General features: G+C 44.9%; 27 protein-coding genes and 4 tRNA genes. 10 read left to right on the forward strand and 21 right to left on the reverse strand.

Annotated features, from left to right (window positions below; genetic code table 11):
- Positions 1-109 precede the first annotated feature (109 nt).
- The 11 genes from ilvB to Q0612_RS03280 all read right to left on the reverse strand — a co-directional run bounded on the left by ilvB (position 110) and on the right by Q0612_RS03280 (position 7,159).
- Positions 110-1,771, reverse strand: coding sequence for a biosynthetic-type acetolactate synthase large subunit (ilvB, locus tag Q0612_RS03230; RefSeq protein WP_298880687.1), 1,662 nt, complete (start codon positions 1,769-1,771; stop codon positions 110-112).
- A 31-nt stretch (positions 1,772-1,802) separates the two neighbouring features.
- Entirely contained in the window at positions 1,803-2,342 is a 540-nt protein-coding gene (ilvN, locus tag Q0612_RS03235; RefSeq protein ID WP_021720421.1) for an acetolactate synthase small subunit, read from the reverse strand.
- 321 nt (positions 2,343-2,663) lie between these two features.
- Positions 2,664-2,748, reverse strand: a tRNA-Leu gene (locus Q0612_RS03240).
- A 92-nt stretch (positions 2,749-2,840) separates the two neighbouring features.
- Positions 2,841-2,916 (reverse strand) — tRNA-Lys (locus tag Q0612_RS03245).
- Positions 2,917-2,918: 2 nt separating this feature from the next.
- Positions 2,919-2,994 (reverse strand) — tRNA-Gln (locus Q0612_RS03250).
- A 42-nt stretch (positions 2,995-3,036) separates the two neighbouring features.
- Positions 3,037-3,112, reverse strand: a tRNA-His gene (locus Q0612_RS03255).
- A gap of 143 nt (positions 3,113-3,255) precedes the next feature.
- Complete coding sequence (locus Q0612_RS03260; protein ID WP_040564457.1) at positions 3,256-3,633, reverse strand: RidA family protein; 378 nt, start codon at positions 3,631-3,633, stop codon at positions 3,256-3,258.
- 21 nt (positions 3,634-3,654) lie between these two features.
- Complete coding sequence (sdaAA, locus tag Q0612_RS03265) at positions 3,655-4,542, reverse strand: L-serine ammonia-lyase, iron-sulfur-dependent, subunit alpha (RefSeq protein ID WP_298880691.1); 888 nt, start codon at positions 4,540-4,542, stop codon at positions 3,655-3,657.
- Between the two features lie 10 nt (positions 4,543-4,552).
- Complete coding sequence (gene sdaAB, locus Q0612_RS03270; RefSeq protein WP_298880694.1) at positions 4,553-5,218, reverse strand: L-serine ammonia-lyase, iron-sulfur-dependent subunit beta; 666 nt, start codon at positions 5,216-5,218, stop codon at positions 4,553-4,555.
- 9 nt (positions 5,219-5,227) lie between these two features.
- Positions 5,228-5,668, reverse strand: a complete 441-nt coding sequence (locus Q0612_RS03275; RefSeq protein ID WP_009144430.1) for a HutP family protein — start codon at positions 5,666-5,668, stop codon at positions 5,228-5,230.
- Between the two features lie 48 nt (positions 5,669-5,716).
- Positions 5,717-7,159: a sodium:solute symporter family protein gene (locus Q0612_RS03280; protein WP_298880702.1), complete on the reverse strand. Its 1,443-nt coding sequence runs from the start codon at positions 7,157-7,159 to the stop codon at positions 5,717-5,719.
- 276 nt (positions 7,160-7,435) lie between these two features.
- Between Q0612_RS03280 and Q0612_RS03285 the strand changes: the two genes are divergently transcribed.
- The 4 genes from Q0612_RS03285 to Q0612_RS03300 all read left to right on the forward strand — a co-directional run bounded on the left by Q0612_RS03285 (position 7,436) and on the right by Q0612_RS03300 (position 10,776).
- Positions 7,436-7,675, forward strand: coding sequence for a TIGR03905 family TSCPD domain-containing protein (locus Q0612_RS03285; RefSeq protein ID WP_293821939.1), 240 nt, complete (start codon positions 7,436-7,438; stop codon positions 7,673-7,675).
- Positions 7,676-7,964: 289 nt separating this feature from the next.
- A complete protein-coding gene (locus Q0612_RS03290) occupies positions 7,965-8,915 on the forward strand; it encodes a magnesium transporter CorA family protein (RefSeq protein WP_021720430.1) in 951 nt (316 codons plus the stop codon).
- A 9-nt stretch (positions 8,916-8,924) separates the two neighbouring features.
- A complete protein-coding gene (locus Q0612_RS03295; RefSeq protein ID WP_210685092.1) occupies positions 8,925-9,155 on the forward strand; it encodes a hypothetical protein in 231 nt (76 codons plus the stop codon).
- A 28-nt stretch (positions 9,156-9,183) separates the two neighbouring features.
- Positions 9,184-10,776 (forward strand): helicase HerA-like domain-containing protein, encoded by a 1,593-nt coding sequence (locus Q0612_RS03300; protein WP_298880708.1) that lies wholly within the window; start codon positions 9,184-9,186, stop codon positions 10,774-10,776.
- A 63-nt stretch (positions 10,777-10,839) separates the two neighbouring features.
- On the opposite strand, the gene Q0612_RS03305 is transcribed toward Q0612_RS03300, so the two are convergent.
- The gene (locus Q0612_RS03305; RefSeq protein ID WP_298880713.1) at positions 10,840-11,187 is read right to left on the reverse strand and encodes a cupin domain-containing protein; all 348 of its coding nucleotides are present in this window, start codon (positions 11,185-11,187) and stop codon (positions 10,840-10,842) included.
- Positions 11,188-11,428: 241 nt separating this feature from the next.
- Here Q0612_RS03305 and thiS point away from each other — a divergent pair, with 241 nt between their 5' ends.
- From thiS to Q0612_RS03335, 6 genes are all read left to right on the forward strand, one after another.
- Positions 11,429-11,623 (forward strand): sulfur carrier protein ThiS, encoded by a 195-nt coding sequence (gene thiS / locus Q0612_RS03310; RefSeq protein WP_298880715.1) that lies wholly within the window; start codon positions 11,429-11,431, stop codon positions 11,621-11,623.
- The gene (thiF, locus tag Q0612_RS03315; protein WP_298880717.1) at positions 11,624-12,253 is read left to right on the forward strand and encodes a sulfur carrier protein ThiS adenylyltransferase ThiF; all 630 of its coding nucleotides are present in this window, start codon (positions 11,624-11,626) and stop codon (positions 12,251-12,253) included. It begins immediately after the preceding gene.
- A gap of 1 nt (position 12,254) precedes the next feature.
- Positions 12,255-13,022 (forward strand): thiazole synthase, encoded by a 768-nt coding sequence (locus Q0612_RS03320; protein ID WP_298880720.1) that lies wholly within the window; start codon positions 12,255-12,257, stop codon positions 13,020-13,022.
- A 9-nt stretch (positions 13,023-13,031) separates the two neighbouring features.
- Positions 13,032-14,249, forward strand: a complete 1,218-nt coding sequence (gene thiH, locus Q0612_RS03325) for a 2-iminoacetate synthase ThiH (RefSeq protein ID WP_298880722.1) — start codon at positions 13,032-13,034, stop codon at positions 14,247-14,249.
- Positions 14,242-14,820, forward strand: a complete 579-nt coding sequence (locus tag Q0612_RS03330; protein ID WP_298880724.1) for a thiamine phosphate synthase — start codon at positions 14,242-14,244, stop codon at positions 14,818-14,820. The genes thiH and Q0612_RS03330 overlap by 8 nt, the downstream gene beginning before the upstream one ends.
- A gap of 141 nt (positions 14,821-14,961) precedes the next feature.
- Complete coding sequence (locus Q0612_RS03335; RefSeq protein WP_040564460.1) at positions 14,962-15,489, forward strand: inorganic diphosphatase; 528 nt, start codon at positions 14,962-14,964, stop codon at positions 15,487-15,489.
- Between the two features lie 65 nt (positions 15,490-15,554).
- Here the strand turns inward: Q0612_RS03335 and Q0612_RS03340 are convergent, their stop codons facing one another.
- The 9 genes from Q0612_RS03340 to Q0612_RS03380 all read right to left on the reverse strand — a co-directional run bounded on the left by Q0612_RS03340 (position 15,555) and on the right by Q0612_RS03380 (position 22,472).
- On the reverse strand, positions 15,555-17,132 hold the full coding sequence (locus Q0612_RS03340) for a TFIIB-type zinc finger domain-containing protein (RefSeq protein WP_298880730.1): 1,578 nt from the start codon (positions 17,130-17,132) through the stop codon (positions 15,555-15,557).
- Between the two features lie 230 nt (positions 17,133-17,362).
- Positions 17,363-18,481 (reverse strand): alanine racemase, encoded by a 1,119-nt coding sequence (gene alr, locus Q0612_RS03345; RefSeq protein WP_293693842.1) that lies wholly within the window; start codon positions 18,479-18,481, stop codon positions 17,363-17,365.
- A gap of 156 nt (positions 18,482-18,637) precedes the next feature.
- A complete protein-coding gene (locus tag Q0612_RS03350) occupies positions 18,638-18,781 on the reverse strand; it encodes a FeoB-associated Cys-rich membrane protein (protein WP_298880735.1) in 144 nt (47 codons plus the stop codon).
- A gap of 296 nt (positions 18,782-19,077) precedes the next feature.
- The gene (locus Q0612_RS03355; protein ID WP_298880738.1) at positions 19,078-19,482 is read right to left on the reverse strand and encodes a hypothetical protein; all 405 of its coding nucleotides are present in this window, start codon (positions 19,480-19,482) and stop codon (positions 19,078-19,080) included.
- 626 nt (positions 19,483-20,108) lie between these two features.
- Complete coding sequence (locus Q0612_RS03360) at positions 20,109-20,309, reverse strand: hypothetical protein (RefSeq protein WP_298880740.1); 201 nt, start codon at positions 20,307-20,309, stop codon at positions 20,109-20,111.
- Complete coding sequence (locus Q0612_RS03365; RefSeq protein ID WP_293722231.1) at positions 20,290-20,739, reverse strand: hypothetical protein; 450 nt, start codon at positions 20,737-20,739, stop codon at positions 20,290-20,292. The genes Q0612_RS03360 and Q0612_RS03365 overlap by 20 nt, the downstream gene beginning before the upstream one ends.
- An 83-nt stretch (positions 20,740-20,822) precedes the next feature.
- On the reverse strand, positions 20,823-21,254 hold the full coding sequence (locus tag Q0612_RS03370; protein WP_298880745.1) for a hypothetical protein: 432 nt from the start codon (positions 21,252-21,254) through the stop codon (positions 20,823-20,825).
- Between the two features lie 14 nt (positions 21,255-21,268).
- Complete coding sequence (locus Q0612_RS03375; RefSeq protein WP_298880747.1) at positions 21,269-21,685, reverse strand: hypothetical protein; 417 nt, start codon at positions 21,683-21,685, stop codon at positions 21,269-21,271.
- A gap of 415 nt (positions 21,686-22,100) precedes the next feature.
- A complete protein-coding gene (locus Q0612_RS03380) occupies positions 22,101-22,472 on the reverse strand; it encodes a hypothetical protein (protein ID WP_293722225.1) in 372 nt (123 codons plus the stop codon).
- Between the last annotated feature and the right edge of the window lie 165 nt (positions 22,473-22,637).

Below are 22,637 nucleotides of genomic sequence, written 5' to 3' on the forward strand. Positions count from 1 at the left end.
CATAAAAAAATAAAAGGACAGATGATATTTTCTTCTGTCCCTTTATCGTAACATTTTTAACCTGTTTCAGCAAGAGTTTTAAGAGTAACTAAGCAAAATCTTAGCCAATTCAGTTTATCTCATCGTTAGCGAATTTTACAAAATCATTAATTCCCAGTCCCGGAGCTACCATCGGGAGCACCATATTTTTAGGATTAATGCAAACCTCTATAAGATAAGGCTTCCTGCATTCCCACGCCTTGGTCACTGCCTGAGCCAAAGCCTCCGGCGTATCCGCATGCTCACCTTCAATTCCGAAGGCAGCAGCATATTTTACAAAGTCAACATAGCCCGGCAGCTCGCAGGACGTAAAGCGTTTGGCAAACTGCACCGTCTGCAGCTGGCGTATCATTCCCAGTCCGCTATTATTGAACACTATAGCGATAACAGGCACATTATTGCTTGCAATAGTAAAAAGCTCGCTGCCTGTCATCTTAAAGCCGCCGTCACCGCTTATACTGATGACACGGCTCTGCGGACGCGCCAGCTGTGCGCCCAACGCAGCAGGCAGACCGAATCCCATCGTTCCCAATCCGCCGCTTGTCAGCCACTGGCGGGCAAACTGTATCTTCAAATGCTGCGCTGCCCACATCTGATGCTGGCCTACGTCCGTAGTAATAATATAATCCTTGTCCTTGAGCACCGGATTCAATGCTTTAAAAAACTTGGGCGCCTCCTCATTTCCAAAATCATCGTCCATCCCCGGCCAGGAGTTTATTTTGTCCCACCACGAGCTCAAATCGTGCGGCTGCGCTGCCTTTTCCAACGCATTCAGCGTTGCCACCATATCTCCAGTGATTCCTATGCCCGAATCAATATTTTTATCTACCTCAGCAGGGTCGATATCCAAATGGATAATAAGCTTGTTGGCACTATAGCTGCTGCGCTCGCCTGTAACGCGGTCATTAAAGCGGCTGCCAACAGCCAAAATCAGGTCGGCTTCCTTAACGGCATTATTGGCACGTTCATGTCCATGCAGGCCTGTCATTCCCAAAAACAGCTGTCTGTAGGCACTAATCGCACCAAGCCCCATCAACGTGCTGACAACCGGAATATGCAGCTTTTCACACAAATGCATGGCATCATATTCTGCATTGGCATTGATAACGCCACCGCCGACCAGCATTACCGGACGCTGTGCCTTATTGATAGCCGCTGCAGCCGCTGCCACACGTTCAGCATCAGGCTCCAACGGCTGCAACTCCGCCAAACGGGCTTCCTCAAAATCTATCAGCGCCGTCTGCACATCGCGCGGCACATCTACCAACACCGGTCCAGGGCGTCCTTCACGCGCCAGCTGGAAGGCAAGACGCAATGTCTGCGCCAGGTTTTCCGGCTTTTTAACTAAAAAATTATGCTTGGTAATAGGCATTGTAATACCGGTGATATCTACCTCCTGGAACGCGTCATGGCCGATAAGCGCCCTGTTTACCTGACCTGTAATGGCCACCACCGGTACGGAATCCAAAAATGCCGTTGCCAGGCCTGTGACCAGGTTGGTTGCACCGGGACCTGATGTAGCTATACACACGCCCACCTTACCTGAAGCACGCGCAAAGCCGTCTGCCGCATGCGCAGCACCCTGCTCATGCGCCGTTAATATGTGTTGTATCGGACTTTGCCGCAATGCATCATAAAAAGGGAGAATCGCACCCCCGGGATATCCGAAAACCGTTGTTACCCCTTCTTCTGCCAGTATTCTGCACATAATCTCTGCGCCGCTTAACTGCATATGCTCACTTCCTTCCGCAAATCTATCTCTCTTATATTGCCGCATGCCCATCATCCAAAGGCGGCCATTCAAAACGCGATTTTTCCACAGCCAATGACGTATCGCCGCGCTCTAAAGCAACAAGGCCGGTCTGCACCATTTCGGTTACGCCGTACGGGCGCATGACATCAACAAAAGCCCGCAGCTTGCCTTCATCACCTGTAGCAACAAATATCAATGACTCACCGGTTACATCCACTGCATGCGCACGGAACACTTCCGCCAGCTGCAGCAGCTCCGGACGTTTATTACCGGCCTTTACCTTAACCAGAATCATACTGCGGGTAGCACTGGATTTAGGAGGCAGTACCTTGACACGCTCTACCTCAACCAGCTTCGCCAGCTGTTTGGTAACTTGGATAATGGTCGGCTCGTCAGCCTCCATCGTCACTGTCATACGTGAGAACTCCGGGTTTTGCGTCGTGCCTACAGCCAAGCTGTCAATATTGAAGCCACGGCGTGAAAACATACCTGCTACACGCATCAGTACGCCAGGCTGATTACGTACAACAATCGATAAAATCTGCTCCATATCTTTCCCTCCTGCAATAACATGTCTACAGTTCTGATGCTCTTACAAATCTGTCAGGCTTGCCGGCATCATCTAATCAGTGTTTTTTTATTATTTCAGCAAGCAGTTTTTTTGTCAACAGAAAGTGTAATATTTGCAAATTATTTTTCGATTGCAGCTTATTAGTGTAAACACTATTACAGATTTCAGTGTACAAAAAAGCCCACGTAGCTATTACTACGTGAGCAGTAAAACCTCCAACAGCATTCTTTTGTTTAACAGTTGGACCAAATAATCAAAAAGCTCACGCAGCAAATTCCACGTGAGCCTGATTTATAAAGTTGGTGCGAGTGACAGGAATCGAACCTGCACGCCGAAAGGCGCTAGATCCTAAGTCTAGTGCGTCTGCCAGTTCCGCCACACTCGCATATAGAATATTATATCATAACAAGAACATCTATGGCAACTGTCCATGTAAACAAAAAGCCGTCCTTCTTTCGAAGAACGGCCTTAAATTCGTGGTGATCCACCCGAGACTCGAACTCGGGACACCCTGATTAAAAGTCAGGTGCTCTACCAACTGAGCTAGTGGATCATTGGCTGGGGCGGCTGGACTCGAACCAACGCATGCGGGAGTCAAAGTCCCGTGCCTTACCGACTTGGCTACGCCCCAAGCTTATTAGTGGTTATTCAGATTCATCCAAATCTGAAAAGGTGGGGTGACTGGTGGGAGTCGAACCCACGCGTAACGGAGCCACAATCCGCCGTGTTAACCACTTCACCACAGCCACCATCTTGTTTCCAAGCTGAATAGCTTGGCGACGAATAGTATTATACTATATTCCCGGCACTGCGTCAATAGGAAAATTTAATTTTTATAAAAAATTTTACGGCAATCACCGGACATAGTCAAAAATTGCTTTGCAGCAGTTAATTAGCGGCGGGCAATAACTTCAATTTCTACATGAGCGCCTTTAGGCAGAGCTGCTACCTGTACAAAGGAGCGTGCCGGCGGCTCAATCTTAAAGGTTTTTGCATAAACAGCATTAATAGCATCAAAATTCTTGATGTCATCTACAAAAATAGTAGTTTTTACAACATCCATGAATCTGAAGCGTGCTTCCGTCAGGATAGCCTCAATATTGTCTAAAACCTGCTGAGTTTCAGCTTCGATAGAGCTTTGAACCATTTCACCTGTTTCCGGATTGATAGCAATCTGACCGGATACAAACAGAATAGAACCTGCCAATACAGCTTGAGAATAAGGACCTAAAGCTTTGGGTGCATTTGTTGTTGCAATAACTTCCATGATTAAAGTCTCCTTTGCTATTTTTTATTTACGGGCAAAGTATTTTGCTGCCCACTCTATAGCCGAAGGCGTTGCGGCCATACCGCCGCCTGCGGTTTCCTTCAAAGCACAGGGAAGTGCATCCCCCACGCTCTTCATGGCATCAATTGCTTCATCAGCATTAATAAAGCTGCTGATTCCGGCCAACGCCAGCTCTGCTGCCAACAGCGCCTGCAAAGCACAGGCTCCGTTACGTTTAATGCAAGGTACTTCTACCAGGCCTGCCACAGGATCGCAAACAAGGCCCAGCACGTTTTTAAAAACGACTGCTACTGCCGTACCTACCTGCTGCGGTGTGCCGCCCAGCATAGAAACCGCAGCACCTGCTGCCATCGCTGCAGCACTGCCGCATTCTGCCTGACAGCCACCCATAGCACCTGCCAGAGAAGCGCGCTCGTTGATTACCATACCGATACTGCCGGCAACCACCATACCGCGCTGCAAGGTTGCAGCATCCAGTCCGCAGTGCTTTTTCATGGTGAAGAACACTCCCGGAAGTACGCCGCTGGCACCTGCGGTAGGAGCAGCAACTATACGGCCCATAGCCGCGTTGCATTCACCAACTGCTGTAGCATAGATAACGGCGTCCAAAGCCTTCTCGCCCAAAAGATTGACAAAGCCTTCGGCGCCTGCAGCTGCAGCCAGCTTTTTGGCATCACCGCCGGTCAGACCACTGTGCGAGCGGACACCTGATAAACCATGCTCTACTGATTTCTCCATGACGTCCAGCATTTCCTGCATCTTCGCCAATAAATCTTCCTGACTGCATTCCAGCTCGCGCATATTGTAGTCTATGAGAAATTCGTCTAATGGTTGCTGCCATTCAGCAGCCTCTTTAATCCAGCTGTTCAAAGACAGCATTTCTTTTTTCATGCTGCACCCCTTACAAAACACTGGCGATAAAACGCACCGATTCTATCTGCTGCAGCGCGCTGATAAGATTGATAATCTCCTGCGGCACTGCCTCATCACATTCAATAACCATAGATGCCATGCCACCCTTGTCGCTGCGGAACAAGCGCATTGTAGCGATATTTACGCCGGCATTGGCCAATGTACTGGTAACCAGCGCAATAACACCTCTGGTATCAATATGCACTGTCAAAATAGCAGGCAGGCGTCCAGTGAGCTCCACAGGAAAGCCGTCAATTTCCGTAACCTGTACCTGACCGCCGCCAACAGAAGAACCGACGATATCACAACGGGCACCATTTTCTGCAGTCAGCTTGAAAAGTACAGTGTTGGGATGAGCCTTATTGCCCAAATCAATTTTATGATAAGAATATTCTAAGCCATTTTTCTCCGCATAGCTGTCAGCCTGCGGAATGCGTTCATCATCCGGCAGCCAGCCCATCAGGCCGGCAAGCAGCGCCATATCCGTGCCGTGTCCCTTATAGGTTTCGGCAAAGGAGCCATGCAGATAAATTTCTGCCTTTACCGGCTTATCGCCAAGAATACTGGCGGCCAAAAGTCCCAGACGAACAGCACCGGCAGTATGCGAGCTGGAGGGACCTATCATCACCGGTCCGATAATATCCAAAATACTCATAAAGCACCTCTATTCATCACTGGCCAGCGAACGATGCGCCAAACCGACACACAGCTCATTGAGATTCAGCACGCCAACGCCCATATAAATAGCAACACAAAGATGCTCTCCGGCGCGAGCAATACCGATTTTGCCACCGACGTTGAAGCCAAAGGCCTTAACCTTCACCTGTTCCAATGCTTCGTGCGCCGCACCCGCCACAGCACCCGCACCTACATGTGATTCGGTTACAAGTCCCTGACGCTGCGCAGCCACTACGGCGCGCTCGACAATTTTTACAATAGAAGGAATAAATTCACCGCCGAAATCAACAGCTGTCGAACGGATACCATGCTCCGCTAAGCGTTCCTTTACCTTCGTTTCCTCCACGCGACTGGAGGTAAGTGCAATACGCAAGGCAGCACGGCCGATTTCGATGCTGTTGATGCAGCTTTTACCACATTCATGCATGTTAGTCACACCCCTCACAAAACATTTTTCTATCAGCAGGCGCAGAAATTATTCCTCTTCTTCGGGAACCTCTACAACCTCTTTGATTTTATTTTTATCCAGCATTGCTACCAGCAGGAAGGTAATAATGCAGATAGGCCATTCAAAGTAAATTACTTCGTTGGCAAAAAGCGGTTTGATGCCTGCCAGCGGGCTGCCGGGAACAAACCAGAGAGCAATGCCGATAAGGCTCACCAATGTAGTCCAGAAAGCAGAGCTGCGACGGCACAGGCCGGGAGCGAACATCGTAAAGAAGAATACACAGGTCAGGCCGCAGGTCATAGACAAACCGGCAATCATCGTCTTAACAATACCCGCTGCATTGAAGGCAAACCACAGAGTAATCAGGCCGACAGCAAAAACAGACAGACGATTGATGATGACAAATTTATTTTCCGCAACAGCAGGATTAATAAAACGTTTGTAAATATCATTACTGAAGAGCGTAGCCGCACCCAGCAGAATAGTGCAGGCAGTAGATACATCCGCAGCCCACAAAGCAGCCAGAGTTACACCGCCGGCAAGAGGATCCAGAGTCATAACAACCTTAGGCATAGCAAGTGCAGCCTGCGCCACCGGCATTTCCGGATACATTGCCTTGCAGACAACACCCAATACAGCGCAGATGAAGCCTACAGGGAAAATCATCAGGCCGGCCAGAACATAACCGTTGCGGGCAGCCTTGGCATTTTTCGCACCGCAGGCAATCTGTACAGGGCCCTGCGCAGTAATAGTCTGGGTAATCATAACGATAATCCAGCCAAGAATAGTAGCAAAAGCCAGGCCTGCTACCGGACTGCCCATAACCTCGGGGTTAGGCAGCTTACTGAGCACTGCGTCCCAACCACCTACGTTGGATACAGATTGGATTGCAGAGTAGATAATACCGATATAAATCAAGGTAACGCTGACAATATTTGCCAGACCGCTGGACCAAAGACCGCCAATCAGCGTAATGCCGATAAATACCACGGCACTCATAATCATACCGCCATGGAAGGAGAAAATCTCCGGCAACAACGAGGATAAAATCGCACCGCCTGCCATATACTGCAAAGCAGTAATAACGCACATAATGATAACAAGACCGATTGCAGCGATTGCACGGCCTTTAGTATCATAATAGAACTCAAAGAATTCCGGGATAGTAGAAACCTTCATGGAACGCAGCTTACCTGCTGCCAAAAGGCCCATAACCAAAGCACCGATAGACCAGGCGCCGTTATACCAGCCTGCTGCCAGACCAACACTGAAAGCACGCTGAGCTACACCGACTGTAGAAGCAGCGCCGACTGCCAGACCGGTAACGTTGACCGCTACCAGAATTGTGTTCAGCTTACGTCCGGCCAGCAAAAATGCTGTCGAACCAGAATCAGCCTTGTGCTTCACCCACAAGCTGATGCCAAAAAGCAACGCGATGTACACTACGACAATTACCAACTGAATAGACATAAAAACTACACTACCTTTCTTCCATGCTACAAAAGCATAATACTTGTGCTGTAAGAATATAAACCATGCTACCATCCTACAACGTACGATAATTTGTCTTATATTATACCAACTTTTTTTAGTAAATTAAAGCTCCCGTCAAAACTTTTCTGCAGTGGGAAAATTTTTGAAATAAAAATTACGTAAAATCTTTCTTGCGCAAGCGTAAGAAAAAGGATTTTATTTATTTTTGTCGAATTGTCTAATGTATGTTGTAATACAATGGAGGAAAGAAATATGTTTACTTATAAAACCAGCGGAGTCTGCTCCCGCGAGATTCATTTTGATATAGTTGACGGCAAGCTGCACAATGTAAGCTTTGACGGCGGCTGCCCCGGAAATCTGGCTGCTATCGGCAAGCTGGTAGAAGGCCAGGATGCCAAAGCAGTTGCTGATTTGCTCAAGGGCAATGACTGCCGCGGCCGCGGCACCAGCTGCGCCGACCAATTGGCCAAAGCTATCGCCGAGCATCTGTAAATAATATATAAAGATCGTTGTGACGCAGACGGTGCTTTGTCGCAATGTTAAACAAACAGGCGTGAGAGAAAGTGCCGGATGCCAAGCAATATACTAATCGTACGTCTAGGAGCTATTGCGACGCAGACGGTGCTTTATCGCAGTGCCAAACTTATATAGGCGTGGGAGAAAGTGCCGGATGCTAGGCAATGGCGACGACGGCGTACTTCTTGTACGTCTAGGAGCCGTTGTGACGCAGACGGTGCTTTATATCACGCCTGCCAGGAAAGAGGAAAGGAGGAACCCTACTATGTACAAAATTTTAAAAAGTACCGACCAAGGACTGGACGAGCTGGAGCTGGAACATCTGGAAAAGGGCTACTGGCTTGACATAGTGGCTCCTTCTGTAGAAGAGCTGCAGGAAATAGCAGCAGCGACAAAAATCCAGATGGATTTTTTGAGTGCCGCACTGGACGAAGAAGAAAAATCCCGTATCGAAGTGGAAGATGACCAGATTCTGATTTTGGTCGATATTCCTTTTTTACGCAGCAATAAAGATTACGACACGTTGCCTTTAGGCATCGTAGTAACCGAAGAAGGTATTGCCACTATCTGTTTGGAGCCAAACGCCGTAACTGCAGACTTTGGCACGCACAACAGTAAAATGTTCAGCACCTTCAAAAAAACGCGCTTTTTGTTCCAGATTCTTTATAAATCCGCTACTCTCTATCTGAAATATATCCGTATCATCATCCGCCGTACGGATGAGCTGGAAATTCACCTGCGCCAGTCCATGGAAAACAGCGAGCTCTTCAACCTGCTTGATCTGCAGAAGTCCTTAACCTACTTTTCTACCTCTCTGCGCAGCAATTCCATTGTACTGGAAAGATTGCTGCGTCTGCGTAATGCTACGCAATCCCAGCATCTGATAAAGGTGTATGAGGAAGATGAGGATTTGCTGGACGATGTTATTATCGAATATAAGCAGGCTGTAGAGATGGTTGAGATGTATAGCCACATTCTTAACAGCATGATGGAAGTTTTTGCCAGCATCATCAGCAACAACCTGAACCTGGTCATGAAATTTTTGGCATCCGTCACCATTATTTTGGCGATTCCTACACTTATCAGCGGTTTATGGGGCATGAACGTACCTGTTCCCTTTGCAGAAAACCCCTTCGGGTTCCTTATCGTCATCAGTCTGGCGGCATGTATTGCCATCGGCACTGCCTTCCTGCTGTGGAAGAAGAGAATGTTCTGAGGTTAGAAAATGTCTAAAGTTACGCAAGAAAAACTGCTCGCCGGAATTATTTTCGGCGACAATGATAACGAAGAATATATTTACCTGCCCGGCGGAGAGGTTGGCAGCGAAGCGCCTCTTTGCGTGCTGGAACGCGGCGGCAGCCGTGAGGACCTGCCTCTTGAAGAAGCGGCACAGCAGGTTCATCGTCTTGCGCTGCGCCCCTGCGCTCATCCTCTGTGGGGCAAGCGTTCATACTAAATCTTAATGCCGCGAGGAGGAATGCAAGATGTATATCCCTAAACTGCATAAAATCTGGCTTTGTCAAAATGACAAGGGCGGTATCTATATGTATCCCAAAATGGCAAATCGTCACGGCCTGATTGCCGGTGCTACCGGTACAGGCAAAACCGTTACGCTCAAGGTACTGGCAGAAAGCTTCAGTGAAATGGGCGTACCTGTTTTTCTGGCTGATATCAAGGGCGACGTTTCCGGTATGTGCCTGCCCGGTGAGGACAGCGAAGGCTTCCGCAAGCGTTTGAGAAATAAGCTTGGGCTGGAAACAGAATGGAAATTTGCCGGTTATCCGGTACGCTTCTGGGACGTTTACGGCAAGGGAGGCATTCCCGTGCGCGCAACCGTTTCGGAAATGGGACCGGATCTGCTCAGCCGTCTGCTGGAGCTGAACGAAACTCAAAGCGGTGTAATGAATATTGTTTTCCGCGTAGCAGATGACCAAGGCCTGCTACTGTTGGATTTTAAGGATTTGCGCAGCATGGTGCAATACGTCGGTGATAATGCTGCCCAGTTCAAAACAAGCTACGGCAACATCACTCCCGCCAGCATCGGTGCTATCCAAAGAGCTTTGCTGCGTCTGGAGGACCAGGGTGCGGATATCTTCTTCGGTGAACCGGCACTCGATATCAAGGACTGGTTTGCTACGGCAGAAGACGGCCGCGGTGTTATCAACCTGCTGCACGCTACCGAACTGTTCCAACGCCCGCTGCTCTACTCCACCTTCCTGCTGTGGATGCTTTCCGAGCTCTACGAAATGATGCCGGAAGCAGGCGATTTGGATAAACCCAAGATGGTTTTTTTCTTTGACGAAGCACATCTGATTTTTAAGGATGCGCCGCAATCCCTTTTGGATAAGATTGAACAGATTGTCCGCCTCATCCGTTCCAAGGGCATCGGTATTTACTTTATCACCCAACAGCCGACCGACGTACCGGAAAGCGTACTGGCACAGCTCGGCAACAAGCTGCAGCATGCACTGCGCGCCTACACTCCTAAAGAACGCAAGAGCCTTAAAGCTACCGCGCAATCCTTCCGCGCAAACCCGGCATTAGACGCCGAAGCTGCCTTAAGCGAGCTTGGTACAGGCGAGGTGCTTGTTTCCACGTTGGACCCCGAAGGTATTCCTTCTATCGTACAGCGTGCCTATGTTATGCCGCCGCGCAGCTATCTTGGCGTGTGCGACGATGCTAAACGCCAACAGCTGATTAAAAACTGCCCGCTCTACAGCAAATATGCAGAAGCTGTTGACCGCGAATCCGCCTACGAGCTGCTAACACAAAAGGCAGAAGAGGCACATGCGGAAGCCGAAGCGGCAGCGAAGGCTAAAGCTGAAGCCAAGGAAGCAGCGCTGAGAGCAAAAGAAGAAGCCAAGCAGGCCAAGGAAGCAGAACGTGCCGCCAAAGCAGCGGAACGCGAGCGTATGACAGCAGAACGTGCTGCACAAAGAAGCAGCGGCCGCCAACCTAAAGGCATATTGGACAAGGTATTTGACAGCGCCGTCAATTCCGCTACCCGCACAGTCGGCAGCCAAATCGGCAGCAGGCTGGTACGCGGTATTTTAGGAAGTCTTTTCAAAGGTAAATAAAAAATATAGGACTGACGCACAGCCAAGGCGTCAGTCCTTTTAGTTTAGACATAAAAGCTATAATTATTTTTTGATTACCAGAGCCTGCAGCAGCAAATCCTCGGCAGCATCTGCCGGATTGCCGATAGCATGACCTTCGCCGCTGGGACAATGCACCTTGTCACCTGCGTGCAGCGTTATTGCCTGACCGTTATCATTGTAGTCGGCAGTTCCCTGCAACACCACGATAGTTTCACTGTTGCCGTCATGGATATGATAGCCAAGGCTGCAGCCAGGTTTAAGAGTTACCTTAGCGTACATTACTACGCTGTCATTAAGCATGCTTTCGTCAAGATAATGTTCAATAATTACGTCACCATTGCCACCGAAGCGGTTGGCGCAGATATCTGTTTTGCTGTTCGTTATTTTCATAAGCGAATCCCCCTCTTTTTTTACTGCTTCCATTATATGCCTATTTCGTGCTGCAGGCAAATATTTCTCTGCCAGCATACATAAGTTATCTCCTTGACACTTACTGACAAAAACATTATACTTATGCTAACAACTTCATAAACAAAGCTTAGAGTGAGTCTGAAATTTAGCTCATGAAGGGGTACACCACCACGGGTGTAGCTTTTTCATGAGCTTTTTTATTACCCGAAAGGAGAAAATCATGCTTATCAACGGAGAAGAAAAGGCTTTAGCCTGCCCCACCGCTCTCAGCGAGCTGCTTACGCAGCTTGGCTATCGCACTGCGTTTGTTGCCGTAGAACTTAACGGCAATATCATCAAGCAGGCAGACTTTGGCAGTACAACAATTACCGACGCCGATAAATTGGAAATCGTCAGCTTTGTAGGAGGTGGCTGAATGATTAGCAAGGAGGAAATCAATGCCGCACTTGGCAAAGGACTGACACAGGCGCAGCTTGACGCTCTGCATAACGCGCGCGTTGCTGTCGTCGGACTCGGAGGACTCGGCAGCAATATCGCCGTCGCCTTAACCCGTCTTGGCATAGCTCATCTTTATCTTTATGATTTTGACAAGGTAGAGCTCTCCAATCTCAACCGCCAATATTATTTTCTTGACGATATAGGACAATACAAAGCAGACGCCCTTGTGAAGCATTTGCGCCAGATTAACCCCTACGCAGCTTTGCATTCGCAGGTAATCAAGGTAACAGAGGATAACATCCCCACGCTTTTAGGTGACTGTGACATCATCTGCGAAGCGCTTGATGATGCTGCCAGCAAGGCTATGCTCGTGAGCACCGTATTGAGCACCTGGAGCGACATAAAGGTTATCGCCGGCAGCGGCATTGCAGGCTTCGGCAAAGCAGAAGAAATCACCAGTAAAAAAATCACAAAAAATCTTTATCTTTGCGGCGACGGCAGCAGCGATTTTCACGATTTACCGCTCTGCGGCGCGCGCGTCGCACTCTGCGCCATGCAGCAGGCACTGCTTGCCGCACGCATTATTTTAAACTTGGAGGAGAATTAAGATGACTAACGATACATGGACTTTAGGCGGACACGAATTTCATTCCCGTTTTATTTTAGGCAGCGGCAAATATTCGCTGAACTTAATCAAAGCAGCCGTAGAGCAGGCCGGTGCGGAAATCCTTACTCTCGCTCTGCGCCGCGCCAACAGCGGTGCTCTTGCCAACATTCTTGATTATGTGCCGGAAAACGTTACTTTACTGCCCAACACCAGCGGTGCGCGTAATGCCAAAGAAGCAGTGCGCATTGCCCGCCTTGCACGCGAGCTTTGCCACACCGACTTCGTAAAAATCGAAGTAATCAAAGACAGCAAATATCTGCTGCCCGACAACCATGAAACCCTCAAGGCAACAGAAATTCTTGCCAAAGAAGGCTTCATTGTTATGCCCTATATGTACCCTGATCTGCAAAGTGCACGTGACATACGTGATGCCGGTGCTGCCTGCATCATGCCGCTGGGCGCACCGATTGGCAGCAATAAAGGCCTTTGCACCAAGGACTTCATCCAAATTTTAATTAACGAAATCGACCTGCCTATTATCGTCGACGCAGGCATCGGCAAACCGTCACAGGCCTGCGAGGCTATCGAAATGGGCGCAGCGGCAATTATGGCCAACACAGCGATTGCCAGCGCCGGCAACCTTCCGCTTATGGCAAGTGCCTTCCGTGATGCTATCAACGCCGGCCGCAAGGCTTATCTTGCAGGCTGCGGCAGTGTCCGCGACACTGCCAGCGCCAGCTCCCCGCTGACAGGCTTTTTGCATGATTGAGGTGGCCGCATGAAGAACGAAGATAAATTTTTTAACAACAGTATTTATGATGAGCAGGCAGCAGCCTTCAGCGAAAAACAGCTGACCGATCCGATGCAATATCAGGAGGGCATGGAAATCATCGACTCCGATATTTTTGATAAGGTGCAGACTGCCCGTGCCGCTTATGATTACACAAAATATACAGAAGCAGACGTGCGTGCGGCACTCGCTCACAGCGAGCGCACGCCCGAGGACTTTGCCGCCCTGCTTTCGCCTGCCGCTCTGCCGCTTCTGGAGAAAATTGCCCGCGCCGCACAGGTCGAGCGCCAGCGTTACTTCGGCAATAACGTCACCTTTTTCACGCCGCTGTATATCGCCAACTACTGCGAAAATTATTGTATCTACTGCGGCTTCAACAGTCACAATAAAATTCAGCGCGCCTGCCTGAGCAGTGAGCAGATTGCGGCCGAAATGCAAGCTATTGCCGCCACCGGTCAGCAGGAGATTCTTATTCTTACCGGCGAAAGCCGCAAGATGAGCGACGTGCATTACATCGGCGAAGCCTGCAAGCAGGCACGCCAATACTTTAAGGTTGTAGGCGTAGAAATCTATCCTCTCAACAGCGATGAATACGCTTATCTGCATGAATGCGGCGTAGATTACGTAACTGTTTTCCAGGAAACCTATAACAAGGATAAATACGCTCAGCTGCATCTGGCAGGCCATAAGCGCGTTTTCCCCTACCGTTTTTACGCGCAGGAGCGCGCCCTGCGCGGCAAAATGCGCGGCGTCGGCTTCGCCGCTCTGCTCGGTCTCGACGACTTCCGTCGCGATGCCCTCGCTACCGGCCTGCATGCCTACCTGCTGCAAAAGAAATATCCGCATGCGGAAATCGCCTTCTCCTGCCCCCGCCTGCGCCCCATCATCAACAATGACAAAATTAAACCGATGGACGTGCACGAACGCCAGCTGCTGCAAGTTGTCTGTGCCTACCGTCTGTTCATGCCTTTCGCCTCGATTACCGTTTCCAGCCGTGAATGCGCGCGCGTGCGTGATAACCTGATGCTTATTGCCGCCAACAAAATTTCCGCCGGCGTCAACACCGGCATCGGTGCGCACAGCAAAAAGCAGGAGCTGGGTGACGAGCAGTTTGAGATTGATGACAGCAGAAGCCTGCAGGAAATCTACGATGCTCTGCTGAAAATCGGCCTGCAGCCGGTAATGTCGGAGTACGTTTATGTCTGAGCTGCCGCTGATTGCCGTTACGGACAGCGCCACCTGTCCCCGTCCGCTGGCGGAGCAAATTGAGCGTCTGGCAAAGCTTACGGAGCTGCGGCCGCAGGCTGTTATTCTGCGTGCGAAGTTTTTAGACAAAGCAGCCTATCGCACGCTCGCGCTGCAAGCACAGCAAAGCTGCGAAGCTACAGGCATACCGCTTATTTTGCACAGCGATTGGCAGCTGGCACGCGAACTAGGCATAAAAAATTTGCATCTGCCGCTTGCTCTGCTGCGCCAACTGCCAACTTGCGAGCGTGCGCATTTCACCTGGCTTTCTACATCTGTTCACAGCGTAGACGAAGCAATCGAAGCACAAGCGCTTGGTGCTACTGTGCTCATCGCCGGACACATCTACACTACACAGTGCAAGGCAGGCCTTGCGCCGCGCGGCCTTGGCTTTCTGCAGGCTGTCTGCAGCGCTGTAAGCTTGCCGGTTTACGCCATTGGCGGCATAGGCTTAGATGCTGCGCAGCACGCCGAACTCAAAGCGAATGGAGCACGCGGAGCGTGCGTAATGAGCGCGTATATGAGATTGTAATAACGTTTGGTAAAAGTTATGCAAAATCACCCTGCAAAAGTTGACATCGGCCTCCATAACATCTATGATTAAGAGAGGAATTTGTGAGCAACATATTTATTTCTGTCCCAAAGCACAAGAGGAGGCAAAAACGAAATGACTATGAATATCTGGCATGACATTGATCCCAAACGTATCTCTCCTGACGATTTTATTGCAGTTATCGAAATCCCCAAAGGCTGCAAGGTTAAGTACGAGCTGGACAAGGAAACAGGTCTGCTCAAAATGGACCGCATCCTGTACACCGCAACTCACTATCCTGCCAACTACGGCTTTATTCCCCGTACCTACGCAGCAGATAATGACCCGTTGGATGTATTGGTTTTATGCTCCGAAAACGTTGTACCGATGACCTTGATGCGCTGCTACCCCATCGGCGTTATCATCATGGAGGACAGCGGTGATATGGACGAAAAGATCATTGCGATTCCTTTCGGTGACCCGATGTATAATTCCTACAAATCCATCAGCGAGCTGCCGCAGCATATCAGCGATGAAATGATTCACTTCTTCAGCGTGTATAAATCGCTCGAGGGCAAAAGCACCGCTCTTGAAGAGGCACATGATGTAGACAAGGCAAAGGAAATCATCAAGCAGTGCCAACAGCGCTATAAAGATACCTTTTGCTGAAAAATAACCATGTAAAAAAAGGCTATTGCGTAAAATTGCTTACGCAGTAGCCTTTTTAGGTTGGGTTAAAATGGATTTTGCCAAGGCATTACTGTATTCCAGTCATCGCTTTCTTCATATGGTCCTAATTCCCTTCCTTCATGCCTTATCTGTATTCTTTGACCATATTCATTGGTTGCATTCTCATAGATTGATGTATTTCTAGGAATATACTTATAACCGTTAATCCAGATTCCCAAAACATTTCCAGACTCTTCCGCCTGCATTGTTATACGAATATTTGCCGGTAATTCCAATTGCCTTGCTTTAGCACGATTCTCCGAAGAAACAATCCTATCGTAAACAACTTCATAAGAAATTTTTCCATCAAGATTTTTGGCGGTAGGAACTTTTTTACGTGCAAAATTCAGCTTATAATATTCATGCATAATATCATAAGGCAGAAATGTTTTCGTTAAAGCTATAGCTTCAGCTAAAGATACCTGTTTTTCATCTCGCAACTTAGCTAAATCCAGGAAAATGACAAAGACATAATTACTTTTATCTGCACGACTCATGCTTTCTATAGACAGCAAACATTTTTTGCCATTTATACCATATTTTTCATTTGTACTCGTCTTATTAAAATAAACAGCTTCCTCAATGAACTTCTTGCCAAAGGTCAGCATATCATCATAATTGTCTAAAAGCCGCGGATGTTCAGAAGCCGACAATAACTCCCAGCTTTTTTCTAAATACGGTGCTTCCTTAGGTGATTGATGCCAATTTGCAGGTTTCCATTCCGTAAATTTATAGTTATTGTCCAATCGTCCGCCTAACTGATTCAGCAGTATCGCAATGCGTATATTCTTTACTCGGTTGTTTGTATCTGCTTCAAATCTTATCGTTATACTTCCCGGATAGCCATGTACCATATACTTAGATTGATATTTTTCTTTTAAATGATATCTGATATCATAATACCTTTTATTATTTGCAGCACTCAAATAATCTGCACACTTGGTTTCAGCAAGCTCATAATACTCGTCCATGATTTCCCAAGGGATAAATGTTTCCGCTATATCTACTGCTTCATCAATCTTAATATTATTTGTTTCCTGCGCATTAGAAAGATAAATTTGAATATCCCTTACTTTAGCATCGTCATCTTGAGAATCTGTAAATATATTCTCAGGCACTGTTTCAAAACAAAGAACAGTCTTATCATCGTATTTTGAAGAATCTAGCTTAACAATCCGTCCCTGTCCCTCGTAAAATCTTTTCACATCAGCTCTGGAAGAAAATAGTTTAGGATGATTGGCTTTAGTAATTAATTCCTTTACTTCATTTTTTGGAGGCACAACAGATGACGAAACATCTACCTTGTTTGCCAAAAACATACAACTGCTAAATAACATAATAAAGCCAACAAAAACAAACAGCAGATTTCTTAAGCACCCTCCTTTGGCCTGAGGAGGCTCTTCTTCATAATCATTTGTATAATACATCGAATCATCGAAATTAATATTATAGTTATAGATAATATAGTTTCCATCATTTGCAAGAACATATTTTGTTCCGCAATGTCTGCAGGTGTATATATTGTCCTGATAACTAAAATCACTGCTGCCGCAGTTTTCGCAAACCAGTTTTTTTAATTCCATCTCAGCACCTCAAACCTTAGCATATAAGCATCTATCTCTAACTTATTACCATGCCTTACACTATTATTATACAACGTCAAGCATCATAAATCCTCTTCAGAAAATATTTATATGCTACAGCTCTTCCACCCACAAAAAAAGGACTGCCTTTCGCAAATGCGTCCAGCAGCCATAAAATAAGGGAAAGCGTATTTAGTTAAGAAGCAGCGGCTCACGCCAATGCTTCTTTTTTAGTTGCCGCGTACATACTCGCGCGGCACACGCGGGCTCACGTCGCAGATAATTTCATAGCAGATAGTATCTGCCCATTCCGCAACCAGCTCCATTGGCAGCTCACGACCGCCAAACACGATGACCTCACTGCCCAGCTTGACGTCCGGAATATCCGTCACGTCCAGCATCGTCTGGTCCATGCATACGCGTCCGATAATCGGCGCCTTTTTGCCGTTGACCAGCATATACCCGCGGTTAGACAAGCGGCGGCTCACGCCGTCAGCATAACCGATAGGCACAGTAGCAATAACACTAGGTCTCGTCAATGTATAGGTTCTGCCATAGCCGATGGTTTCACCGGGTGGCAGTGTTTTCACAAAAGCAACCTGCGTCTTCACAGTCATAACAGGCTCAAAATCCTTGTAGCAGTCAATCATATGCGCCGGGTGCAGGCCATACAGGGTGATTCCCTGACGCACCATATCCAGCTGATATTCCTGCAGCTCCGTCAGCGCAGCACTGTTGGCGATATGACGGATAGGGATATGCACTCCCTCCGCTTCAATCAGGCGCAGCGCCTCCTGAAAGCGTTCAAATTGATAGGCAGCATACTGCTTATCATCGGCGTCAGCAGTCGCAAAGTGACTGAATACGCCCTCGATATAGATACCGGGCAAGGACGCTGCCAGCTTGGCAAACCTGCCGGCATCACGCACATGCACACCGATACGATGCATACCTGTATCAATCTTAATATGTATTTTAGCCTTCGTATGCAGCTTCAAAGCCGCCGCATTCAAAGCATATAAGCGTTCTTCATCAAATACTGCATGGCTGATATCATAGCGCACACAGATTTCCGCAACCTCCGGCAGCATTGAGCCAAGCACCAGAATCGGTTTTTCAATACCGGCCTCGCGCAGCTTCACGCCCTCCTGCAGGAGAGCTACCGCAAAAAAGTCTGCACCATTACGCGCTGCCTCCTGCGCTACGCGCACAGCGCCATGACCATAGGCATCTGCCTTGACGACAGCACATAATTTGGTTGTCGGCTTCAGATTGGCCTTAGCCATCTGCACGTTATGTGCAATTGCATCTAAATTTATTTCTGCCCACGCACCACGTTGAATATGCACAATGGCATCCTCCTAAGCTTATCGTCCATAAAATAAGCCGCAGGCAAAGCATCGTTGCTGCGGCATCAAACTTACCCTGGAATTTTGTTTAGCATACATTATATTTTACAAAACTCTAGTATTAGCATATAACCAACAGGGGATTTTGTCAATATTTTATTTTTTTATCGAGGTACAGTTTTTAGCATGCGGACAGCCGGAACAGCCGTTACAGCCGCCACGATACTTTTTGCCAAAATAACTGCGCACCGCCAAAATCACCAGTACCACTAACAAACCACCAATAATATAGGTTGCCATCAGTCTGCTCACTTTACAATTATCATTATTCACTATATTAGCCAAGAATTCTAGCTATAGTGTAAACTAAAATTGCCTTTTTTACAAATGAATTCTTTGTGAAAGAGTGACACAGACAGTAAGAATTTTTGCCTGCCTTTATTTTGCTGTAATGGTTGGTCAGGTCTTTGTCCAGATCAATGTCGATGTTACCACTGGCAATGATATTCGCATCAGCAGTCTCTTTATCGATCTGCGCAGTCAAAATCTGCCTGTCAAACTTGCGCACTGCATCATAATAATACTAAGAAACAACGCTACAATAATATATCATTTGTTATACCAAAAGCATATAATAATAGTAAAAGTAAAGTTGCAATATATATGTATATAATTTTTTCTTTAATTACATTATATACTTTATAATCTTCTTCCTCAGCTTTTCCCATAAATATTTTTATCATCGCTCTTCTTTTTATTCCATATAGCATTAATGATAACCCAAGCCCCCACAAAGGAAAAAAATACCTTATAAAGTCGCTAATATCAAAAATATCTAAAATACATCCTATCATAAAGATAACTATCATAAAAGCTCCAGCATTAAGCGAAATAAAATACTTTTTATCACTTATTGATTTGAAATCCAAATTTTTACAGTAGACATTTATAATTCCTATCGTAAAAAAAGCTACCATTGTTGCTAAAATATAACATCCCATTATTTTAACCCCATCTCTTTATCAGTAGTTGCTAAAATATCGTAACCATCAAATATGACGCGGATATAAAATCTCAATTCAATAATATAAAGAATAAATCCACTTTATATTTTAGCTTAATCACTGAAACAATCCACGGAAAAACAAATACACCCAAAATAGTAAATAATATAAATCTTATAGTATTGCTAAATATAAATCTACGTTTCATTAATTCTAATTGATCTTTGCTTATTATGTATTTTTGTTCTAACATCTTTTTAAATTCCACATGGATATTCATCCAAACGTAAGCTAACATTAACAATATTAATTTTATTGGGAAATACTATTTCCATAATGGAACACTAACTGGAACATCGCACATTACAACATATACGAAGTATAAGACTAAATAATAAAATAATAAAATTTTTATTTTCCGCATGATCAATTGTCCTTTTCAACTAAGTCATATAAATTCTTTATATCCATGCCTAATACTAAAGGATCTAATAATACTTCTGCTTTACTACGTTCTATTGAATCAGTTGCAACTTTATTCTCGCAATTTAAATTTATCTTTATTTTACCACTCTCTATTTTTCAGTGCTGAAATAACAACATACTTAAAATCAACTAACTCTTTAGCTTTTTCCTTCTCTTCTGTTGTAATATCTTGAAATAATACCGCCTTTAAGGTCAGTGTTTTCACCTACATTAATCTTAAAGCCATCTTTGCCTGCGTAAATACCGCTTTGGTCTGTAACGCTTTCATATTTACTATCAACATTATCCTTGCTTACATTGCCACTAATTCCAGCAAAATCAGCTTTGATATTCCTCAAGATTATCCATTATTTTTTTAATTATACCATCAAATTGAGAATCAAAGTCTTCCCTCTTTATTTTAAATTCAAAACCACTTACAGTATTACCGAATGATTTAGTTATTCTGTCACGTTCAGGCATTGCAATTTCATATTCTTTCAATTCTTCTCTATAAATGACCTCAATAAGATAGTGCATATTAAAAAAATGATTCCATATTTTATATTTTGTTTTTTTAAATGGATCAACAAATTCTTCTTTATCATATTTGTAATTTTCTAAGCTAAGCATTAGGCATCTAAATACTCTTTCTTTCAATGATTTAATATCAACATTTTCAATAATACTACCCATGCTCCTACTAAATCCAATACTTGTAACATGCAATGTCAAAATAGATATTTCACCTGTGTTTTTTTCTATATATATGTTTAATAATCCTTTCATTTTGCCACCTACTCTACAATAGCGATATTTGTATTATTTTCGGCAATCAGGTCTGCTTTTTCTGCTTCACTAGCTTTATAACCTTACCTACTTAAAGGTAAACCATATAAAAAAGATACTATCTGATCACGACAATCAACAAACAATAAAGAATATACATCTCTACTATCATCAAAAATCAATAAAACCTTACCTTTTTTACATATTGTTTTCTTTGCATTTGACTCTATTATTATCCAACCATTTTTATTGATACTTTCCTTTAACTGTTCAGATATATCTATATTTTTGCAACTCAAAACACAGTTTAAAGTACAATCTCCTAAAATATATCTTTGCGTTTCGAGCTTAACTACCTTTGCTTCAGTCGGCACACTCAAATGAATCAATTGCAAATACATAGCTCTTTCTTTGTTTATTACATCATTGCTGTATTTTAACAAAGCATTTGAATATACCAATACTGCAGCACAAAACAAACTTAAAACTGCTGTTACAATAAACTGTTTCTTCATATTATCCCCCATGTTTACAGAAGCGTTACCATTATATTGTACTTATGAATATCTTTTATGTATTGTATTCTATACTCTAATCTGTTATCTATATATACTCTTGAGGTATCTCCATTTCGCTTGCTCAATTTATATCCGTCGTGCTTATTAAAAATTGCTTCCGAAAGCTCCTCAAATCCCATATTAGAATTAAAGCTCATATTAATCACTGCCACTCTACCACTACTCTTACCAGGATTAAAAGAAATGTAGAAATTACTTATATCACTTTTAGGTAAGTCTAACCTTAAAACCTTTTCAAGAGCAATATCCATATGTGAAATAGCGTAATCCTCCTCTACCAAATTTCTAGTATTTGGGGAAAAAATGCATAAACAAAATACAATTACCTCTGTTAGCAAAATATATACTATCGACTTATGTATTACCATAACCGAACTCCTTTACATCACCATGTAATCGAATAATCAACAATTGCACCTACTGAAAATCCAACCCCAATCATTAATATTTTATAATTATCAGGTGTAATACCATAATAAACACCGTCAAATGCTTCTAACTTTCCGCCAACAGAAACTCCCCTCAATATGTAAAGCCTTTGCTACTGACTAGCGACCTTGTTTCGAAACTATACTACGCTTACATTCAAACCACAGGAAGTTGTACGTTCACCAATCACAAGCTCTCACCTGCGATAGAACTATTTCTGAAATTTTTTTAAGAATGATGGAGTAAGCAAAAATGCCAACAACAGCTTTTGACAAAGACAAAGACAAATTATAGCCGCTTTTGCAGTCTTCATATCAACATTAAGGATACCCTATTGGGAGCGGAATAGTACTTTTAGTTTGTAACCAAAAAACTTAAGTTTACTCCATATACATCACGTATTAAGAGTAATATATATGGTGCTATAAATACAAAAAAAACTGCAATCAACATAAAAATCAAGGTGTTTTGATAAACAAACTTTTTTCCTAAATGTTCAAACTTGATTTTATCTTTATCTCTATAATACATCATTTTTTTAGCATCATTAAAAATTTTAGTCCATAAAAATGCCATAAATATAAGCAATAACTTTATTGGAAAATATGCTTTCCACGCCTCTTCATTTATACCACACTCTTTATTCGGTAAGATTATATATATAAGATAGAATATAGAATAGAATATCATGTAGTTCTTTATGTAGCGACTAGTTATCTGTTTCATGATTTTGTTTTAACTCCTCTATGGTTTTTACATCCATTAAAATTCCTATATCATTTAACATCTCTTTTACTCTTATTCTTTCAAAATCATCTGTAATTACTTTATCCCAATTTATATTATCAACTCTCCCTTTCTTAATTGCAATAGCGAAGGAACTAGCATCGC

Origin of the sequence: uncultured Phascolarctobacterium sp. (genome assembly GCF_937920985.1) — a bacterium.
Taxonomy (GTDB): Bacteria; Bacillota; Negativicutes; order Acidaminococcales; family Acidaminococcaceae; genus Phascolarctobacterium_A.

Excerpts from the sequence above, each read along its gene's own strand:
- Q0612_RS03305 (WP_298880713.1), bottom strand. The coding sequence starts at position 11,187 with ATGAAAATAACGAACAGCAAAACAGATATCTGCGCCAACCGCTTCGGT.
- Q0612_RS03300 (WP_298880708.1), top strand. The coding sequence starts at position 9,184 with ATGTATATCCCTAAACTGCATAAAATCTGGCTTTGTCAAAATGACAAG.
- Q0612_RS03280 (WP_298880702.1), bottom strand. The coding sequence starts at position 7,159 with ATGTCTATTCAGTTGGTAATTGTCGTAGTGTACATCGCGTTGCTTTTT.
- thiS (WP_298880715.1), top strand. The coding sequence starts at position 11,429 with ATGCTTATCAACGGAGAAGAAAAGGCTTTAGCCTGCCCCACCGCTCTC.
- Q0612_RS03295 (WP_210685092.1), top strand. The coding sequence starts at position 8,925 with ATGTCTAAAGTTACGCAAGAAAAACTGCTCGCCGGAATTATTTTCGGC.
- Q0612_RS03330 (WP_298880724.1), top strand. The coding sequence starts at position 14,242 with ATGTCTGAGCTGCCGCTGATTGCCGTTACGGACAGCGCCACCTGTCCC.
- sdaAA (WP_298880691.1), bottom strand. The coding sequence starts at position 4,542 with ATGAAAAAAGAAATGCTGTCTTTGAACAGCTGGATTAAAGAGGCTGCT.
- ilvN (WP_021720421.1), bottom strand. The coding sequence starts at position 2,342 with ATGGAGCAGATTTTATCGATTGTTGTACGTAATCAGCCTGGCGTACTG.
- sdaAB (WP_298880694.1), bottom strand. The coding sequence starts at position 5,218 with ATGAGTATTTTGGATATTATCGGACCGGTGATGATAGGTCCCTCCAGC.
- Q0612_RS03285 (WP_293821939.1), top strand. The coding sequence starts at position 7,436 with ATGTTTACTTATAAAACCAGCGGAGTCTGCTCCCGCGAGATTCATTTT.
- Q0612_RS03335 (WP_040564460.1), top strand. The coding sequence starts at position 14,962 with ATGAATATCTGGCATGACATTGATCCCAAACGTATCTCTCCTGACGAT.
- Q0612_RS03355 (WP_298880738.1), bottom strand. The coding sequence starts at position 19,482 with ATGGGATGTTATATTTTAGCAACAATGGTAGCTTTTTTTACGATAGGA.
- thiF (WP_298880717.1), top strand. The coding sequence starts at position 11,624 with ATGATTAGCAAGGAGGAAATCAATGCCGCACTTGGCAAAGGACTGACA.
- Q0612_RS03290 (WP_021720430.1), top strand. The coding sequence starts at position 7,965 with ATGTACAAAATTTTAAAAAGTACCGACCAAGGACTGGACGAGCTGGAG.
- Q0612_RS03275 (WP_009144430.1), bottom strand. The coding sequence starts at position 5,668 with ATGCATGAATGTGGTAAAAGCTGCATCAACAGCATCGAAATCGGCCGT.
- Q0612_RS03380 (WP_293722225.1), bottom strand. The coding sequence starts at position 22,472 with ATGAAACAGATAACTAGTCGCTACATAAAGAACTACATGATATTCTAT.
- Q0612_RS03375 (WP_298880747.1), bottom strand. The coding sequence starts at position 21,685 with ATGGTAATACATAAGTCGATAGTATATATTTTGCTAACAGAGGTAATT.
- Q0612_RS03370 (WP_298880745.1), bottom strand. The coding sequence starts at position 21,254 with ATGAAGAAACAGTTTATTGTAACAGCAGTTTTAAGTTTGTTTTGTGCT.
- ilvB (WP_298880687.1), bottom strand. The coding sequence starts at position 1,771 with ATGCAGTTAAGCGGCGCAGAGATTATGTGCAGAATACTGGCAGAAGAA.
- Q0612_RS03340 (WP_298880730.1), bottom strand. The coding sequence starts at position 17,132 with ATGGAATTAAAAAAACTGGTTTGCGAAAACTGCGGCAGCAGTGATTTT.
- thiH (WP_298880722.1), top strand. The coding sequence starts at position 13,032 with ATGAAGAACGAAGATAAATTTTTTAACAACAGTATTTATGATGAGCAG.
- Q0612_RS03365 (WP_293722231.1), bottom strand. The coding sequence starts at position 20,739 with ATGAAAGGATTATTAAACATATATATAGAAAAAAACACAGGTGAAATA.
- Q0612_RS03320 (WP_298880720.1), top strand. The coding sequence starts at position 12,255 with ATGACTAACGATACATGGACTTTAGGCGGACACGAATTTCATTCCCGT.
- Q0612_RS03350 (WP_298880735.1), bottom strand. The coding sequence starts at position 18,781 with ATGGCAACCTATATTATTGGTGGTTTGTTAGTGGTACTGGTGATTTTG.